This window comes from Faecalicatena faecalis (assembly GCF_012524165.2).
Lineage (GTDB): Bacteria > Bacillota > Clostridia > Lachnospirales > Lachnospiraceae > Faecalicatena_A > Faecalicatena_A faecalis.
Genome location: NZ_JABACJ020000043.1, coordinates 1 through 16749, shown reverse-complemented (window position 1 = coordinate 16749; position 16749 = coordinate 1). Strand labels below are relative to the sequence as shown.

The window sequence follows — 16749 nt, the reverse complement described above, 5'->3', positions numbered from 1 at the left end:
CTGATCTGCGATCGGCATGTGCCGAAACGCGGATTGTATCAAATGAGCTGATGCGCGGTCTAACTGCGCTAAACTGCGGCCTAGGTGGGCCGCAGGCCCGGAATAATCAAATTTACCACATATTCTCCTTATAACAGGAGATTTATGCATAAAAATTTGTATATCAAGTGGGCTAATCCTTTTAGTACGTTTATTACTAAACTGTAATTGTAAAAATAGACATAAAAGCCGTTTAGCCAACTTTGGGTATGTAATAGGATTGGTCTCTTATGAATTGTATTTGGTTCATGGATATGCCTTGAAACTTTTTACACTGAATATACCTGAATTTAATAAGATAACGCTTTTCATAATCATAACCTTTATAGGAACAGTAATTTTATACTTAATAGATAAAAAAATCACAACTACATTAAAAAGAAAGCTGATGAAATCCAGTATCTAATAAGTAATATTACTGAAAAATTTTCACTCTGTTCGAAAAAGCTTATTAGAAATTTTACTAAAAAATAAAGGAGTTAAAAAACAAAATGAAACAATATAAAATTGCCGTTGCAGGAACAGGCTATGTAGGTCTATCCCTTGCAATTTTATTGGCACAACATCATAAAATAACGGCTGTGGATATTATACCTGATAAGATAGAGATGCTGAATCAAAGAATATCTCCGATTCAGGATGATTATATTGAAAAATTTTTGAAGGAAGATAGAGATGGAGGAAAACATCTAAATATATCTTTTACAACTGATGGAACAGTTGCTTATAAAGATGTTGATTTCGTGGTAGTCGCAACACCAACAAATTACGATTCTGTTAAAAATTTTTTTGATACGTCTGCTGTAGAATCAGTTATCAAGCTAGTGCTTGAAGTGAATCCGAATACAATCATAGTAATCAAGTCTACCGTTCCTGTAGGATATACAACATCTGTGCGTGAAAAGTTTAGAACTTCAAATATAATTTTTAGTCCAGAATTTCTCCGTGAGTCCAAGGCACTGTATGACAACCTTTATCCTTCACGTGTTATTATAGGAACAGATATAAGGGATAAAAAATTAGTTGCTGCAGCTCACACCTTTGCGGAATTACTTTTGGAAGGTGCAATCAAAGGGAAAAAAGCATCTGATGTTCCACCGGGGTATAATATTGATGAAACCCCTATTGAAACGCTATTCATGGGATTTTCAGAAGCAGAGGCTGTCAAATTGTTTGCTAATACATACTTAGCATTACGCGTGTCTTATTTTAATGAACTAGATACGTACGCAGAAATGAAAGGACTTGATACACAGGCAATTATCAAGGGTGTGTGTATTGATCCTCGCATAGGCTCTCATTACAATAACCCTTCCTTTGGATATGGAGGATATTGTCTGCCTAAAGATACCAAGCAATTGCTGGCAAACTATGCTGACATTCCGCAGAACATAATGACTGCTATTGTAGAAAGTAATAGAACCAGAAAAGACTTTATCGCTGACCAGATTTTAGCTGTAGCTGGATACTATGGATATAGTTCCGATAATAAGTGGGATAGTAAAAAAGAGAAGGAAGTAGTCATTGGTGTGTACAGACTGACTATGAAGAGCAATTCCGATAATTTTCGTCAGAGCTCCATCCAGGGAGTTATGAAGCGTGTGAAGGCAAAAGGAGCAACCGTTATCATCTATGAGCCTACCTTATCTGATGGAGAAAAGTTCTTTGGTAGCCTTGTCATTAACAACCTCGAAAAATTTAAGACAATGAGTAACGCCATCCTTGCAAATAGGTATGACAACTGTTTAGATGATGTAAGTGAGAAGGTTTACACTAGAGATGTTTTTAGAAGAGACTAATTTTAAGAAAAATATTTAAAGGCTAAGAGCACCACCTTCGCCAGTAGGCACTTAATAAAATGATATCTAAATCTTGCAGTTCCTATACGATAGTCGTGAGGACTGCAAGTATTTTATTCTATTTTGTCTGCAAAAGATTTTAAGTTATACTATCCTGTAAGATAATCAGAGTTTGGACCAAACCATATAAGAATCCTTCTGAGTCCGGTTCTTCTTAAATTATCAGTAAGTTGTATTCTATATATATCAATAAACGTAAGCGCCAAATAATAGCAGTATAAGGTAAACTTTCGTTCAACTTATCTGTGCCTTTTGCATTGAAATACTCATTCCCTACCAAATCCTCCTAAATTCTCCTGGAGAAATTCCCTCTACTTTTTTAAATACTCTGGCAAAATAGTTCGCATCATTCATTCCGCACTCTACAGCAATCTTATCCATTGATAAGCCGGAAAAGCGAAGCAATTGCTTGGCATGTGTAATACGGACTTGCTGGAGATAGTTATTAATTGTAACATCGTATTGCTCTTTAAATATCCGAGAGAGATAAAACTTATTTACAAAAAATAATTCTGCCAAATTATCTAATGTAATTCTATGTTGATAATTCTGATCTAAATATTCTTTAATCTGCTGAAGATTTTGTTTTTTTGAAAGAACATCGGGATGCTGATCTCGATGCCAACTGTCTTCCATCAATAACGTCAGCAATGCTGTTAATTTTTCGCAAATACTCATGTCTTTTACATAAGAAGATGAGGCCGCTATTTCATTTAACGTAGATATTAGTGTCTCATAACGAAATACATCTTTAGGATGAAAAGCAGGTGTACCTCCCCGCTCTACGTATTTCGCATAAATAGCATCCATATTGGGGCCATAGAAATGTACCCACTTTAAGTGCCATAAATTATCTCCTGTACTGTGAGAATAAGGTTTTCTGCAATCAATAAATACACAGTCACCATCTATAAGAGGATATGAAATACCTTCATATCTCAACGAGCCAGAACCGGATGTCACCATAAAAAATAAATACGAAGATAAATTTTCACGTTTACTATCATGCGGGCTTGTGGCTTCTAGTTGTCCGATTTCCTGCAAATGGAGTAGATTTTTTTTCGCAAAACTAGAAGGTGTATATAAGATACGATTTGAAGACTCCATATCTCCCTGAAAGGTAAAAGAGTTCAAGATTGTTCTCCTTTCTATAGCGTATATAATAATTTTAATCATATTCTTCTTAACTCGAAAAGTCAATATCGTGCTAATAATAGGCAATATAAACACTCAAAAAATGTAATTACATCCGCTACAATATATAACAGGCATAAAAATAGATTTATATGTTAATTAAAAAAATATATTATGGAGGATGAATATGAAAAAGGCATTAATTACAGGAATTACAGGACAAGATGGTTCTTATCTAGCAGAGTTTTTATTAGAAAAAGGTTATGAGGTGCACGGAATTACTAGACGGTCATCAATTTCGAACACGGCAAGGATTGACCATCTGATTTCCTCAAATTTAATTACGCTACATGATGGTGATTTATCAGATTCTTCTTCCCTAATTCGAATTATTAATTTAGTCCAACCGGATGAGATTTACAATCTGGCGGCACAATCACATGTACAGGTATCTTTTGACGTACCAGAATATTCCGGAGATGTGGATGCTATTGGTGTACTTAGGATTCTGGAGGCAATACGTATTCTGGGACTTACTAAAAAGACAAAATTTTATCAAGCGTCTACTTCCGAATTATACGGAAAGGTAGAGGAAGTCCCACAACGGGAAACCACCCCTTTTCATCCATATAGTCCTTATGCAGTTGCTAAACAGTATGGCTATTGGATTACAAAAGAATATAGGGAAGCTTATGGTATGTTTGCAGTAAATGGAATTCTGTTTAATCATGAATCCGAAAGACGGGGAGAAAACTTTGTAACAAGAAAGATTACCCTTGCAGCGGGACGAATAGCGGAAGGTCTGCAGGATCATCTTGAGCTTGGTAATTTGGATTCTCTTCGCGATTGGGGGTATGCGAAAGATTATGTAGAATGTATGTGGATGATTCTCCAACACAATACACCAGAAGATTTTGTTATTGCTACAGGTGAACAGCATACAGTTCGGGATTTTGTAGAAAAGGCATTTGCAGCTAATGGCATAATAATCCGCTGGGAAGGTAAAGAATTAGATGAAAAGGGATATGACGTAGATAGTGGAAAAATGCTGATTTGTATTAATCCTGCTTGGTTCCGTCCTACCGATGTTGATAATCTTTGGGGGGATCCGACTAAAGCAAGAGAAATACTTGGATGGAATCCACAGAAGACCAGCTACGAGGATTTAATAAAGATTATGTCAGAGCATGATCGTTTTTTAGCGAAAAAAGAAGCGGCTATGAAAGCGGCTCAATAGAAAACCAGAGGACTCTCTGTAAAATTTGAAAGAAGGTACATTTAAATTATGGAAAAAAGTGCAAAAATATATATAGCCGGACATAAAGGCATGGTTGGTTCTGCAATTAAACGTTGTCTCGAAAGACAGGGCTTTTACAATATTATTACAAAAACACATAAAGAACTAGACTTAATTAATCAACAGGCCGTTATGGATTTCTTTGCAGAGGAAAGACCAGAGTATGTGTTTCTAGCAGCTGCAAAGGTCGGAGGAATTGTCGCAAATCAGCAGGCACTTGCAGATTTTATGTATGATAACATAATGCTGGAAATGAATGTAATTCATGCAGCATGGAAGAATGGCTGTAAAAAACTTGAATTTCTAGGTTCTTCCTGCATTTATCCTCGCATGGCACCTCAGCCAATGAAAGAAAACTGTCTACTTACAAGTGAATTAGAAAAAACAAACGAAGCTTATGCGTTGGCTAAAATTTCTGGTTTAAAATACTGTGAATTTTTGAATAAACAATATGGGACTGATTTTATTAGCGTTATGCCTACTAATCTATATGGACCAAATGATAATTACCATCCCACACACAGTCACGTTCTACCAGCTTTGATTCGCCGTTTTCACGAAGCAAAAGAGGCTGAACTGTCAGAAGTAACCTGCTGGGGAGATGGCTCTCCTCTTCGTGAATTTCTTTATGTTGATGATTTAGCTGATCTGTGCGTATTTTTAATGAACAATTATAGTGGAAATGAGACGGTTAACGCCGGTACTGGAAAAGAATTATCAATTAAGGAATTGACTAAATTAGTCGCAAAAATCGTAGGATTCAATGGGGATATTAAATGGGATACTAGCAAGCCTAATGGTACCCCTCGTAAACTGTTGGATATATCTAAGATTGAAGAGATGGGATGGCATTATCAAACAGAGTTGGAAGATGGAATCCGTCTAGCTTATGAAGACTTTCTAAAAAATCCCATAAGGGCAGAAAGATAATATGAAATACCGTTATAATTTAATAGAAGGAGAACATTTATGAATATTATACTATTGTCTGGAGGCTCTGGGAAAAGATTATGGCCCCTATCAAATGAAATTCGTTCTAAACAATTTATCCCCATTTTTAAAACAATAAATGGAGAATATGAGTCCATGGTACAACGTGTATATCGTCAGATTAAGGCTGTTGATACCAATTCTGTTGTTACAATTGCTACGTCTAAAACACAGGTTTCCACAATTCATAATCAATTGGGGGATGATGTTGGAATCAGTGTAGAGCCATTTAGAAGAGACACCTTTCCTGCTATTGCACTTGCAACAGCTTATCTGCATGATGTCAAAAAAATATCGGAGGAAGAATCTGTTGTTGTATGTCCAGTAGACCCCTATGTTGAAAATGAATATTTTGAAGCATTAGAGGAATTGGGAAAACAGGCTGAAAAAGGAGAAGCAAATCTGGTTCTGATGGGAATAAAACCAACTTATCCTAGCGAAAAGTATGGATACATAATTCCTAAGAGTAGTAAAGAATTGAGTTGTGTGGAAACATTTAAAGAAAAACCTGACATTGAAACTGCCAAAACATATATAAAACAAGGAGCCCTTTGGAATGGCGGAGTTTTTGCCTATAAACTAGGATATGTTTTAAGAAAAGCTCACGAATTAATTGATTTTACGGATTATCAAGACTTATATGACAAATATGAATCATTAACTAAAATAAGTTTTGATTATGCTATAGTGGAAAAAGAGCCTAGTATCCAAGTTATGAGATTTTCAGGATACTGGAAAGATCTTGGGACGTGGAATACCTTAAGTGAAGAAATGTCTGAAAATATAATTGGTAATGGTATATGTAATAATACTTGCGAAAATACCAGTGTCATCAATGAATTGGATATTCCCATCTTATGTATGGGGTTAAGGAATGTAATCGTTTCTGCCAGTGCAGAGGGAATCCTTGTATCCGATAAGGAGCAATCCAGTTACATTAAGCCATATGTAGATGCCATGGAACAGCAAATAATGTTTGCAGAAAAATCTTGGGGAAAATTTGAAGTACAGGACATAGAAGATGAAAGCATGACAATCAAAGTAACCTTAAATTCTGGACATAGTATGAACTATCATAGTCATGAGAGGCGAGATGAGGTATGGACAATCCTTTCCGGAATAGGTAGAACGATTGTTGATGGGATGGAGGAACCTGTACACCGTGGTGATGTGATTACAATGCAGGCTGGTACACGACATACAATTATCGCAGAAACTGAACTAAAGGTTATGGAAGTACAGCTAGGTAAGGAGATTAGTGTACATGACAAAAAGAAATATAAGCTACCACAGCAGACCCTTTCTTCTGTCACCAGCAGGTAAGAACTATCTGTGGGGAGGAGTGAGACTTCGAGAAGAATTTGGAAAAGATACTATGAGGGATGTAGCAGATGAATGTTTGGCTGAAACCTGGGAATGTTCGACGCACCCAGATGGTCCAAGCATAGTAGCAAGTGGTGAGTGGAAGGGAAAAACGTTAACAGATGTATTAAACGAACATCCTGAATACTTGGGGACCCATCCAGAACAAACATCAGGAAATGGACAGCTCCCAATCTTAATTAAACTGATTGATGCCAAAGAAAATCTATCTGTTCAGGTTCATCCTGATGATACATATGCCCACGCTAAAGAGCATGGACAACAGGGAAAGTCTGAAATGTGGTATGTAATGGATGCTAAGGAGGATGCAAAACTCGTTTATGGTTTTTATCATGATATGGATAAAGATACTTTAAATAGTAGTCTGAAGGATGGAACAATTGAAAAGTATCTACAAAAAGTAAGTATCCACAAAGATGATGTGTTTTTTATTGAAGCAGGGACAATTCATGCAATTGGTGCAGGTGCCTTGATAGCAGAAATACAAGAAAATTCTAACTTGACTTATCGTTTGTATGATTATGATCGATTGGATAAAAATGGATGCTTAAGAGAACTCCACAGGGAAAAAGCCCTGGACGTGATTAATTTAAAAGGCAGTAGTGAACCGCGACAGCCACTGAGGGTACTGAAATACCAAAAAGGATCTGCCTCCGAGTTACTATGTCGTTGTAAATATTTCCAAGTCGAACGTCATTTACTTAATACGGAACGTTCCAGAGAAATGGTTGAATTTTATACTAAAAAAAATTCTTTTCATGTTTTTTTATGTATGGAAGGCTGTGGAGTTATTTTTATGGAAGATGGGGAATTCTTAAATTTCTTTAAAGGGGACTGTATTTTTACTCCAGCTAACTCTGTAAATATGAGATTTCACGGGAAAGCAGAACTATTAGGAGTACACTGTTAAAATTAGGTTTTCTTAAAATAAGGAAGGATAAATAAATGAAGCATATAGAAACGTTATATCAATCCTGGCTGGAGCATGCAACCGAGGACCAGGATATTATTAATGAGCTGCAGGCAATATCGGATTCTCCTGAACAAAAAATAGATTGCTTTTATCGCAATCTGTCATTTGGAACGGGAGGACTTAGGGGTGTCATTGGTGCCGGAACAAATAGAATGAATATCTATACTGTTGCAAAGGCATCCCAAGGGTTAGCAAATTATATAAAGAATAACTTTCCTAAGGATAAATGGTTAGTTGCCATAAGCTATGACTCCCGTAAGAAATCAGATTTATTTGCCCAGACAGCTGCAGAAGTATTTGCAGCAAATAAACTTAATGTATATATATATTCCCAACTAATGCCGACGCCCTGCCTTTCTTATGCTGTTAGAGAATTAAATTGTACAGCAGGAATTATGATAACTGCATCTCATAATCCATCAAAGTATAATGGGTATAAGGTCTATGGACCAGATGGCTGTCAGATAACGATTCAAGCAGCTAATTTAATATTATCAGAAATTAATCGGGTAAATATATTTGAGGGTGTTCAAAAAATAACCTTTGAACATGGTATTTCAACTCGCAAAATTCAATATATTACAGCAGAACTTGAAAGAAACTATATAGAACATGTAAAAAAAGAGTCTCTTTTAACACCAGATAATTTAATTTCTAAAAATGTTTCAATAGTCTATAGTCCATTAAATGGAACTGGCTTAAAACCTGTACTTCGTACTCTACAGGAAAGTGGGTATACCAATATCCAAATTGTAAAAGAACAAGAGCTGCCCGATGGAAATTTTCCAACCTGCCCATATCCAAACCCAGAAGTTTTTGAGGCAATGTCGTTAGGTATAGAATATGCTAAAAATGTAGAGGCCGACTTACTATTGGCCACCGACCCTGATTGTGATCGGGTAGGCGTTGCAGTAAAAAGTCCAGATGGAGAATATATTCTTTTTTCAGGAAATGAAACTGGAATCTTACTTTTGGACTATATTTGTGCAAGGCGAATAGAAAACGGCACCATGCCCGAAAATCCAGTATTTATCAAGTCAATTGTAACAACCGATATGGCGGAACGAATTGCTGCTCATTATGGCGTCACAACAATCAATGTACTAACTGGATTTAAGTATATTGGTGAACAAATTAGCATACTTGAAAGTAAAGGGATGTTAGATTCTTATATTTTCGGTTTTGAGGAAAGTTATGGGTACCTTAGTGGAGGTTATGTACGTGATAAAGATGCGGTTGCAGGAACTTTTCTGATTAGTGAAATGTTTGCTTATTATAAGACCATGGGAATATCACTTTTAGATAAGCTTAATGAATTATACTCAACATATGGTTATACATTAAATACTTTGCATTCATATACTTATGAAGGTCCGCAGGGAGTAGAGACGATGCAGAAAATTATGCATAGCTTTCGCCACGGAATCGAACAGGTTAGCGGTTATAAAGTAGTAAAATGTTTAGATTATGAATTGGGTATTGAGGGACTGCCCAAATCTAATGTAATTAAATACATATTAGAAGAGAATTGTTCTATCGTAATCCGTCCGTCTGGAACAGAACCAAAAATGAAAGTGTACATTTCTGTATGTGCGAAGGATAAGACAACGGCAGGAGATATTGAAAAAATACTTGTTACAGATATTGAAAAATATGTACAATTATAAATTGGGGATAAGAGTATAAGAATTTATTTAGACTATGTCTATTATTTCAAATAGACATTTCTAAATTTTGATTATTAAAAGAGGAAGGTGCCACAAAATCATGGTACTAAATGATTGAGCGACATCTTCCTCTTTTAATAATCAAATTTTCTACTAATTTGGTATATCATAGTTTAAAATTTTTTCTAATTTTTTGTACGCTTTTCTTTTTTCCATCTTATTAATCATCTTTTCTACTGTAGGTTCTTTTATAGAATCCATAATAAATGCACATATAAATAAAAAGACTATGTAAGCAAAACCTTGTAGCCAAAATGTAGCAGAAAAAACTATTGAATTAAAGTAATCATATATATGTTTGTTAAAAAAAGGATGAGATTGTATTAAGTAAACTGCAAAAGTATGTTTCGCAATTGTATTTACAAAGTTATTGCTAATGTCCTTAATGGTTAAAGCCGCAATGAACCACAAAATTCCATCCAACAGGGCAAAAAAACTCGTATTGGATGCAAAGTAGTACTGTGCACGTTTAAATATGCCCCAGTAATTCCCCAATTTACCCATAATAATAATGGACAAAAATATTAAAATCCAGGTAAAAATGGCAAGGAAAATAATTATCTGCTTTTTACTCTTCCATTTTTCTATTTCTCTTTCAAAATACTTTCTAATATATGCTGCAATAAAATATATATAAACAAACCAGCACAAATCGGAATAGAATGTTTCTTGATTTGTAATGGTTGGTATTATAACTTGCATAAATGTTGACACAACAAGGACAAGTCTATGTGTATTCTTTGACATTTGTAAAATTAGTAAATTTAAAATTGGTATTATGAGATATAATCCTATGATAGCAGAAGCATACCACCACTTTTTAAATATTACCGGTAATAAGTATGTAATAAACTCAGTGATATTTATTGAGTCATGAAATAATAAGATGCTAATTATATAAAGGATTATTGAATAGAAAAAAATTTGTAACCAAAGTTTTAAAATACTTTTAAATCTACGTTGTTGCAGACATAAAAAATAGCCCGTTATCAATATAAAAATATTTACTCCTATTCGGCCGCCGATTACAAAACAATCACCAATAATATTATTGATGCCCTCATTCAGAAGAACTGTGGTATTCCATGCTAAATGTGATAATGTGATTATAATTATCGCAAAAATTCTAATTAGTTCAATATTTGATTTTCTAGTCATCTGATTATACCTTTCATAATTCCTTTAAAAATGTTTTCTTTTAATAAGAAAATTAATACTCTGTATAAGGATTTCTTTTGCTAAACTTTCCTTCATAATTAATAGTCCTATTATATAGAAACAAACACCGGCTGTAATTATGACAATAATAGAAAAAATACTATCATTTAATTTAAGCTCTAAAGTTTTAAGTAAAATAAACATAAGTGTTGCTGATACCAAGTAATTAACAAGGGATTTTTTTATACTAAAATCCAGCAAGTCTTTACTGTAGTATACAAAAATTACTAGTATTAATAGTTCTGCACATACAGAAGAAATTGCTGCTCCTATTGCTCCTAGTTTTGGAATCAGAATTAAATTGAGACAGACATTTACAATCGCCCCCCAAATAACTCCTTTATTAAAAAGATTTTGTCGATTTGCAGCCATTAAACATTGTCTCCCAATTGTATTATCCAATCCTACAACAATAATTAATAAACTGAAAATTTGGGTCAAGATAATGCATTCATTATACCCTTTCCCTAAAAATAATGGTATGAATCTATCAGCAATTGCTATCAAACCAAAACACATAGGAATCGATATAAACAAAACCAATGTAATTGTTTTTTTCATAATGATTTTTATACCTTTATCATCATGTTTATTAAACATATTTGTTATTCTGGGTAAAGTAACTGTTCCCAAAGAGGTTAGGACAACTACTAAGATTTGTTCAATTTTATGAGCCTGCTCATAAAATCCGTTTTGGAAGTCCGAATGCGTAATCCACCCAATCATACTTTTATCTAACACAGTATAGATCGTTGTGGCAACTGTGGGAATAAAATAAGCCATACTGGCTCTCCAATGCTTGAGTAAAACATTTATTGAAAATATAGATGGTAAAAAATATTTCCATACATATGGCCAAAGGAAAAAATTCCCTACAAATACAGTTCCCTGCATTATACCCGCATAGAGATACAAATCTGTTCTGTTTTGTATAAAAAGAAAGAGCATAACTATATTAACTATTTTAATTATTATGTTCCGAATAACAAGAGATTGAAACTCTTCCAGCCCTTGTAATATCCAGGATACATCACTTATCTGTGACAGCAAATAAAGTAATAATACTAACAACATTTTACTATGAGCATTTGAAAGGGCTATGACACTAATATATGTAATACAACTTAAAAGCATTGTTAAAACCCGGGCTGCCATAACTTCTGTTATTAAACATTTTAACTGTTTTTGATTATCCCTAATTTTGGCTATTTCAATTTGACCGTAAGTAGTAATTCCTAAAGTACCAAAAATAGCAAAATATGTCACTACAGAAAGTCCATAACTATATTCTCCAATACCATCTGCCCCTAGAACCCTTGATACATATGGGGTGGTAATAAAAGGAGCCAAGATAGCAATAAGTTGGAATATCATATTGTAAATGTAGTTTTTCCTTAAACTTTCTTTCACTGTTCAAATATCCTCCTTAAGACCATCTTATAACGTAAATGTTATGCTGTAACACCTCTTTTATTACTTAACAATATTCCTATATAAATTTTTTATCTTATGACCAAACCTCCAGAATGTGGTAGAATTATATAGATTAGTTTTACAAAGTACATTGTATATTATCTCTAACTTTGTTTTCCTATCATCATAATTAGTTCCATTACTACCTCCAACGCCTTTAAAAAGAGGGCGATGACTGAAGCAGGAATATTGTATCTTATTACTCCTTAAAACATCATAATAAACATTTTCTAGATAATATTCTTCATAATCGTTTACTCTAAGATACTGTTTTAATAAATACTCAGAAAATATTTTTTTCTGTACATAGTAAAACCTTGTATCTACTTGTGGCAAATATTTTTTGTTCATAAAATAATTTTTATTTACATCACAAACAAGTTCAAAAGTATTTTTTACTTTAAGTCTTCCAGTAATTTTACAGAACGCATTTTCGTGCTGCAGCAATACGCTTTTTTTTATGGCATATTCTATAATTTCACCTTCTCCATACCCTTTTCCATGTTTAATAACCTGTGAGGTGTTACCTTGAAATGTCAAATACTCTATTTTTTTGCATTTCTTCTTTGCTATCGATTGAAAAGTTCCCATATCGAACGGATATGCACTATTCTCACAAAATACAATTTTATCAAAAGTACTCTCTTCTATTGCCCAACGAACAGTTTCCTTATATGAATTTAAACGATCTTTCATATCTGAAATAGTTACATAGGGTGTGTTTGGATTTACGTTTATGCAACCTGTAATCAGTAATAACATTTTTTCACCTTTCCTTGTATAACTAAGGCCCCACATTATATTTTTGTAAGTAATTAAAATATTCAAAAATAGCAATATAAAATGGAAATACTGGTATTCTCACATAATTAAGTACAATCATTGTAAAACTAGAAAGTAATGCATGAGCAAATATTCCCAGTAAAAGAATTCCCTCTTTGTCATATTTAGAATTAGACATAGTTTTCTTACAGATAATTCCCCAACGTACTAAAACAATTCCATATATAATTATCACACCAAGACCTAAAACACCTAAAGAACCAAAAATCCCTATATCATAAGGATTCATATTTCCTGCAGAAGAGATACCCATTAAATCATATATATTATGTTCTGGAACTAATCCAATACCAAAAAACTTATGTTCTGTAAATTTCCCCAAATAGAATTCTAGTTCTTTTAGCCTATTAGTTGTTGATATACCATTATTGGCCTCTGTAAATTGTGATAGATAAGTGGTTATTAGGCCACTAGACAAGGCGATTGCAGAAGATATTATTGTTATGCTCCATAGAAAAACTTTGTTCACCTTTTTTTGATTATAAAATAATAACATTAAAAAAAGCGTTAAAAGCATTGTTAAGATTTGTACTCTTCCACGGTCAACATATATAGTAACAGCGACGATTAAAGCAATTGCGAAGACATTTTTTTTTCGTGCTGTATGACATAAGAACTTGTACCAATTAAAAATAAGCAATAAAATTGCAAAACTGCTCAAATCTGGCATACGAATTCTACCATTGGCCAATCCCCATTTTTCAACATTAAAAAAAACAAAATTAAAATAATTTTTTAAAAGGGCTTGAACCAGTATTATACTGTACCCAACATTTATTATAGTAGTCATAATTTCCAATAATTGTTGGATACCATTTTTCTTTTTAAATACATATAAAATTGGAATAGCCCATACTATAAAAATGTACTGATCAACGGCTTCAATGTAATCTGCAAGGGTCTGGGAATACTGTGCAGATGTGTAAAAGTATTGTGGTAGAAAGCACAAGATCAAAACGGAAAAAATATATTTTAGCGTCGATTTGTATAGTTTAATATCTTTATTACAATAGAACAAAATAATTCCGATTGATATGAATGTACATATTTTATAAGAATGGAATGTATATTGTTGAACTGAAATTGGTAATAGAAGTCGGAATCCTCTACAATTCAAAATTTCCATTATACCAAAGAAAAATATTACAACTCTACACGTACTTAATTTTGTTGTTATATGTATTGGCGTATTCTTCAATTATTTCACCTCTAAGAATTATGATATTTCTGCCATATTATCTTTGCTACTCTATGCCCAAGTATATTTTCATCCAACAGCATACGGAAATAAATATTCTTAATTTTTTGTATTAAAGAGTCCTTATTTAACAAACCGAAGTCATGCTTTATGTGCAAAGTAGATTTATATGTTTTATATTTATTTTGATTGGAATATCCTTCCACAGAATAATTAGCAATTGTTACATCTGTTTGTAAAAATTGATATCCATCCAACCACAAATGTAGAAATAAGTTATAATCTGCAACCTCATAATTAAGATCAAATCGATATTCACGTATTAACATCGTTTTTGTTAAACAGGACTGATGGGTAAATGGCATTGCTTTTGTAATTTTATTTATCGGACTGGCCTCTGCTAAAAACTTCTCTTTGCCCTTTATCCTCATCGTATTACCATACACTACATCATATTGTTCATATAAATACTTTGAAATATCAGAAAGTACATGATTATTAATAAAGCTATCGTCTGCGTTCATGTAAATAATCCACTCACCCATAGCTAAATCGGCAGCCTTATTCATCGCGTCAAAAATACCATTGTCCTCTTCTGAAATAATTTTATACATGATATTTTGACTGGCGAACTGCTCTCTATAACTTTGCGCGATTTGAAGAGTGTTATCGCTAGAAAGACCATCTATTATGATATACTCATAATTAACGTAATTCTGTTGGAAAACAGATTCAATAGTCTCTCTAATTGTATTGCCAGCATTTCTACATACAGTAATTACTGAAATTTTGCATTCCATAATCTTATATAAACCTCTTGTAATAGTTAACATTTTAAATTTCATAACTAGATTTATTTGCTAAAATCTTCTGAAAACTTTTTTCAAGTTCTATCTGTAGATTATCAAAAAGTCCATCGTCATATATATAATCATTGATGCAAATAAGGTTATATTCTTGATTACTAATTGCGTCAAATATTTGTCTGTTTCCAATTGGATTTTCTGATATACTAAAAGTTTTACCTATACCAGGACTCCTTGGAACAAAATCACCTTGACACATCTGCCACTCAGCAATCAGCCACTGGTTCACCATATCTGGACTTCTGAATTTATGTTTACACATTTTATTTAAAAGTGGGAATTCATTATCCCAAATTTGCTCAAATGTATCTTTTTTCATAGAGGTAGGTAAATGATTCGTATAAAAACCGGTAAAATATGGCCAAGATGATAAAATAATATTTCTATATAGCTGTTTCCCGTATTTTAAACTGAGCCATTTACTTACATTATTTCTAATAACTTTTTTTTTGTTAAAGTGCTTGTTTATAATCCCTGCATTATTAAACTGTATATAGGATTCATTTTCCCAGCCAGGTACACACGATATTGCGTTCATGATTGCTGTTTCACATGGATGTCCCTCAACAAAAAAATCTTCTTTACTCATCGGCTTCAAAACAAACATATCATCATTAAAATATATAAAATGTTCCGATAGACCATCTATTCTATGAATATTCATTTCAATAGTAGGGGAATTGAAAGTAGGTAGATATTCCTTTGGGATGAAATCCTTATGGTTTACTATATGTAATTTGGGATGGTTAACATTTAACCATCTGGGCAAATGTCCCCATGTAACAAAATGGATCTTTCTAATCCAAGGTAAAAATGTTTCTACTCCTCTAAACCAATAAGGTAGAATATTCCAATCCCTGTATCTAGCAGAATCTTTTGATGAATCTCTTTTTTGGCTATATTGCTCTTTCTCCTTTTGCCACAATGGATCATTTCCATCAACCCAGAGAACAACAATATCTATATCTATGTTATTCATATAGTGCTTTTTCATATTTCCCCCTGAGATTAGTACCTTAGCATTTCAATATTATTTATACTTATTGGTGTCTTTATATTTCATAACCCATTCAGTAGTCTTTGAAATAACAGTAGCTGGATTTCCAATTACTATACAATTTGAAGGAATCCGTCCCCTGACTACTGCTCCAGCCCCGATAATACAATTATCACCTATATTTGTTCCTGGAAGTATTACACAATTAGCTCCAATAAAGCAATTATTTCCAACATGAATTTCTCTTAAAAATATGGTGTTGTATCATGATGCTCTCCTAAAGCCCTCAATCCACACCCCAATGAATAATCATGATTAAGGAATACAACATTTTTGGAAATAACAATATCGTCTCCTAAATATGTCTTATCATAACCAGTCCCATCCAATGAAACAGATGGGTGGATATACCTTGGTGATCCGGTTAAATGTAATCCTAATTTCTTTAAATACCATGAATATATTTGCATATAAGTATTAGGTCTAATATATTGCATAGGTTTTATTAAATTTCGAAAGACAACTGCTATTACCTTTTTAAATTTATTCATAAATCACACTTTTCCTCCATAATAAATGGATAGATATAAAATTTTTCCCGTTTGTTTTATACACTCCTGAATAGTTTCCCTAAATTTTCGGCATATGTACGACTATTAAATTTAGAATTCACCATTTCAAATGCTCTTCTGACCACTAAACTAGTATCAACACATAGTATCTGTTCCAACTTCTGTTGAATATCCTGATCT

At 33.2% G+C, this 16749-nt stretch carries 15 protein-coding genes; 6 read left to right on the top strand and 9 right to left on the bottom strand.

What is annotated here, in order from left to right; translation table 11 throughout:
• The first annotated feature begins 530 nt into the window (after positions 1–530).
• The gene (locus HGO97_RS23235) at positions 531–1838 is read left to right on the top strand and encodes a UDP binding domain-containing protein (RefSeq protein ID WP_216245596.1); all 1308 of its coding nucleotides are present in this window, start codon (positions 531–533) and stop codon (positions 1836–1838) included.
• Between the two features lie 333 nt (positions 1839–2171).
• On the opposite strand, the gene HGO97_RS23230 is transcribed toward HGO97_RS23235, so the two are convergent.
• Positions 2172–3005: a helix-turn-helix transcriptional regulator gene (locus tag HGO97_RS23230; protein ID WP_246597742.1), complete on the bottom strand. Its 834-nt coding sequence runs from the start codon at positions 3003–3005 to the stop codon at positions 2172–2174.
• Positions 3006–3219: 214 nt separating this feature from the next.
• On the opposite strand from HGO97_RS23230, the gene gmd reads away from it, so the two are divergent.
• Genes gmd through HGO97_RS23205 form a run of 5 tightly spaced genes read left to right on the top strand, consistent with a single transcriptional unit; the run spans position 3220 to position 9342 of the window.
• On the top strand, positions 3220–4269 hold the full coding sequence (gmd, locus tag HGO97_RS23225; protein ID WP_216245592.1) for a GDP-mannose 4,6-dehydratase: 1050 nt from the start codon (positions 3220–3222) through the stop codon (positions 4267–4269).
• A gap of 48 nt (positions 4270–4317) precedes the next feature.
• Positions 4318–5259: a GDP-L-fucose synthase family protein gene (locus tag HGO97_RS23220; RefSeq protein ID WP_246597740.1), complete on the top strand. Its 942-nt coding sequence runs from the start codon at positions 4318–4320 to the stop codon at positions 5257–5259.
• Between the two features lie 39 nt (positions 5260–5298).
• Positions 5299–6642, top strand: a complete 1344-nt coding sequence (locus HGO97_RS23215) for a sugar phosphate nucleotidyltransferase (protein WP_216245591.1) — start codon at positions 5299–5301, stop codon at positions 6640–6642.
• Positions 6584–7612, top strand: a complete 1029-nt coding sequence (locus HGO97_RS23210; protein ID WP_216245590.1) for a type I phosphomannose isomerase catalytic subunit — start codon at positions 6584–6586, stop codon at positions 7610–7612. The genes HGO97_RS23215 and HGO97_RS23210 overlap by 59 nt, the downstream gene beginning before the upstream one ends.
• 35 nt (positions 7613–7647) lie before the next feature.
• Complete coding sequence (locus HGO97_RS23205) at positions 7648–9342, top strand: phospho-sugar mutase (RefSeq protein WP_216245589.1); 1695 nt, start codon at positions 7648–7650, stop codon at positions 9340–9342.
• A gap of 153 nt (positions 9343–9495) precedes the next feature.
• Here the strand turns inward: HGO97_RS23205 and HGO97_RS23200 are convergent, their stop codons facing one another.
• The 8 genes from HGO97_RS23200 to HGO97_RS23165 form a co-directional block, all read right to left on the bottom strand.
• A complete protein-coding gene (locus HGO97_RS23200; protein WP_216245588.1) occupies positions 9496–10560 on the bottom strand; it encodes an acyltransferase family protein in 1065 nt (354 codons plus the stop codon).
• A 24-nt stretch (positions 10561–10584) separates the two neighbouring features.
• Positions 10585–12030 (bottom strand): flippase, encoded by a 1446-nt coding sequence (locus tag HGO97_RS24340; RefSeq protein ID WP_216245587.1) that lies wholly within the window; start codon positions 12028–12030, stop codon positions 10585–10587.
• 63 nt (positions 12031–12093) lie between these two features.
• Entirely contained in the window at positions 12094–12855 is a 762-nt protein-coding gene (locus HGO97_RS23190; RefSeq protein ID WP_216245586.1) for a hypothetical protein, read from the bottom strand.
• A 22-nt stretch (positions 12856–12877) separates the two neighbouring features.
• On the bottom strand, positions 12878–13726 hold the full coding sequence (locus tag HGO97_RS23185; protein ID WP_216245585.1) for a hypothetical protein: 849 nt from the start codon (positions 13724–13726) through the stop codon (positions 12878–12880).
• A gap of 419 nt (positions 13727–14145) precedes the next feature.
• The gene (locus tag HGO97_RS23180) at positions 14146–14967 is read right to left on the bottom strand and encodes a glycosyltransferase family 2 protein (protein WP_216245583.1); all 822 of its coding nucleotides are present in this window, start codon (positions 14965–14967) and stop codon (positions 14146–14148) included.
• Position 14968: 1 nt separating this feature from the next.
• Positions 14969–15979 (bottom strand): stealth family protein, encoded by a 1011-nt coding sequence (locus HGO97_RS23175; RefSeq protein WP_216245582.1) that lies wholly within the window; start codon positions 15977–15979, stop codon positions 14969–14971.
• Positions 15980–16030: 51 nt separating this feature from the next.
• A complete protein-coding gene (locus tag HGO97_RS24590) occupies positions 16031–16237 on the bottom strand; it encodes a DapH/DapD/GlmU-related protein (protein ID WP_408610873.1) in 207 nt (68 codons plus the stop codon).
• A gap of 5 nt (positions 16238–16242) precedes the next feature.
• Positions 16243–16548: a hypothetical protein gene (locus tag HGO97_RS23165; RefSeq protein ID WP_216245580.1), complete on the bottom strand. Its 306-nt coding sequence runs from the start codon at positions 16546–16548 to the stop codon at positions 16243–16245.
• Positions 16549–16749: the final 201 nt, after the last annotated feature.

Excerpts from the sequence above, each read along its gene's own strand:
- HGO97_RS23165 (WP_216245580.1), bottom strand. The coding sequence starts at position 16,548 with ATGAATAAATTTAAAAAGGTAATAGCAGTTGTCTTTCGAAATTTAATA.
- HGO97_RS23230 (WP_246597742.1), bottom strand. The coding sequence starts at position 3,005 with ATGGAGTCTTCAAATCGTATCTTATATACACCTTCTAGTTTTGCGAAA.
- HGO97_RS23175 (WP_216245582.1), bottom strand. The coding sequence starts at position 15,979 with ATGAATAACATAGATATAGATATTGTTGTTCTCTGGGTTGATGGAAAT.
- HGO97_RS23235 (WP_216245596.1), top strand. The coding sequence starts at position 531 with ATGAAACAATATAAAATTGCCGTTGCAGGAACAGGCTATGTAGGTCTA.
- gmd (WP_216245592.1), top strand. The coding sequence starts at position 3,220 with ATGAAAAAGGCATTAATTACAGGAATTACAGGACAAGATGGTTCTTAT.
- HGO97_RS23190 (WP_216245586.1), bottom strand. The coding sequence starts at position 12,855 with ATGTTATTACTGATTACAGGTTGCATAAACGTAAATCCAAACACACCC.
- HGO97_RS23180 (WP_216245583.1), bottom strand. The coding sequence starts at position 14,967 with ATGTTAACTATTACAAGAGGTTTATATAAGATTATGGAATGCAAAATT.
- HGO97_RS23220 (WP_246597740.1), top strand. The coding sequence starts at position 4,318 with ATGGAAAAAAGTGCAAAAATATATATAGCCGGACATAAAGGCATGGTT.
- HGO97_RS23205 (WP_216245589.1), top strand. The coding sequence starts at position 7,648 with ATGAAGCATATAGAAACGTTATATCAATCCTGGCTGGAGCATGCAACC.
- HGO97_RS23200 (WP_216245588.1), bottom strand. The coding sequence starts at position 10,560 with ATGACTAGAAAATCAAATATTGAACTAATTAGAATTTTTGCGATAATT.
- HGO97_RS23210 (WP_216245590.1), top strand. The coding sequence starts at position 6,584 with ATGACAAAAAGAAATATAAGCTACCACAGCAGACCCTTTCTTCTGTCA.
- HGO97_RS23215 (WP_216245591.1), top strand. The coding sequence starts at position 5,299 with ATGAATATTATACTATTGTCTGGAGGCTCTGGGAAAAGATTATGGCCC.
- HGO97_RS23185 (WP_216245585.1), bottom strand. The coding sequence starts at position 13,726 with ATGACTACTATAATAAATGTTGGGTACAGTATAATACTGGTTCAAGCC.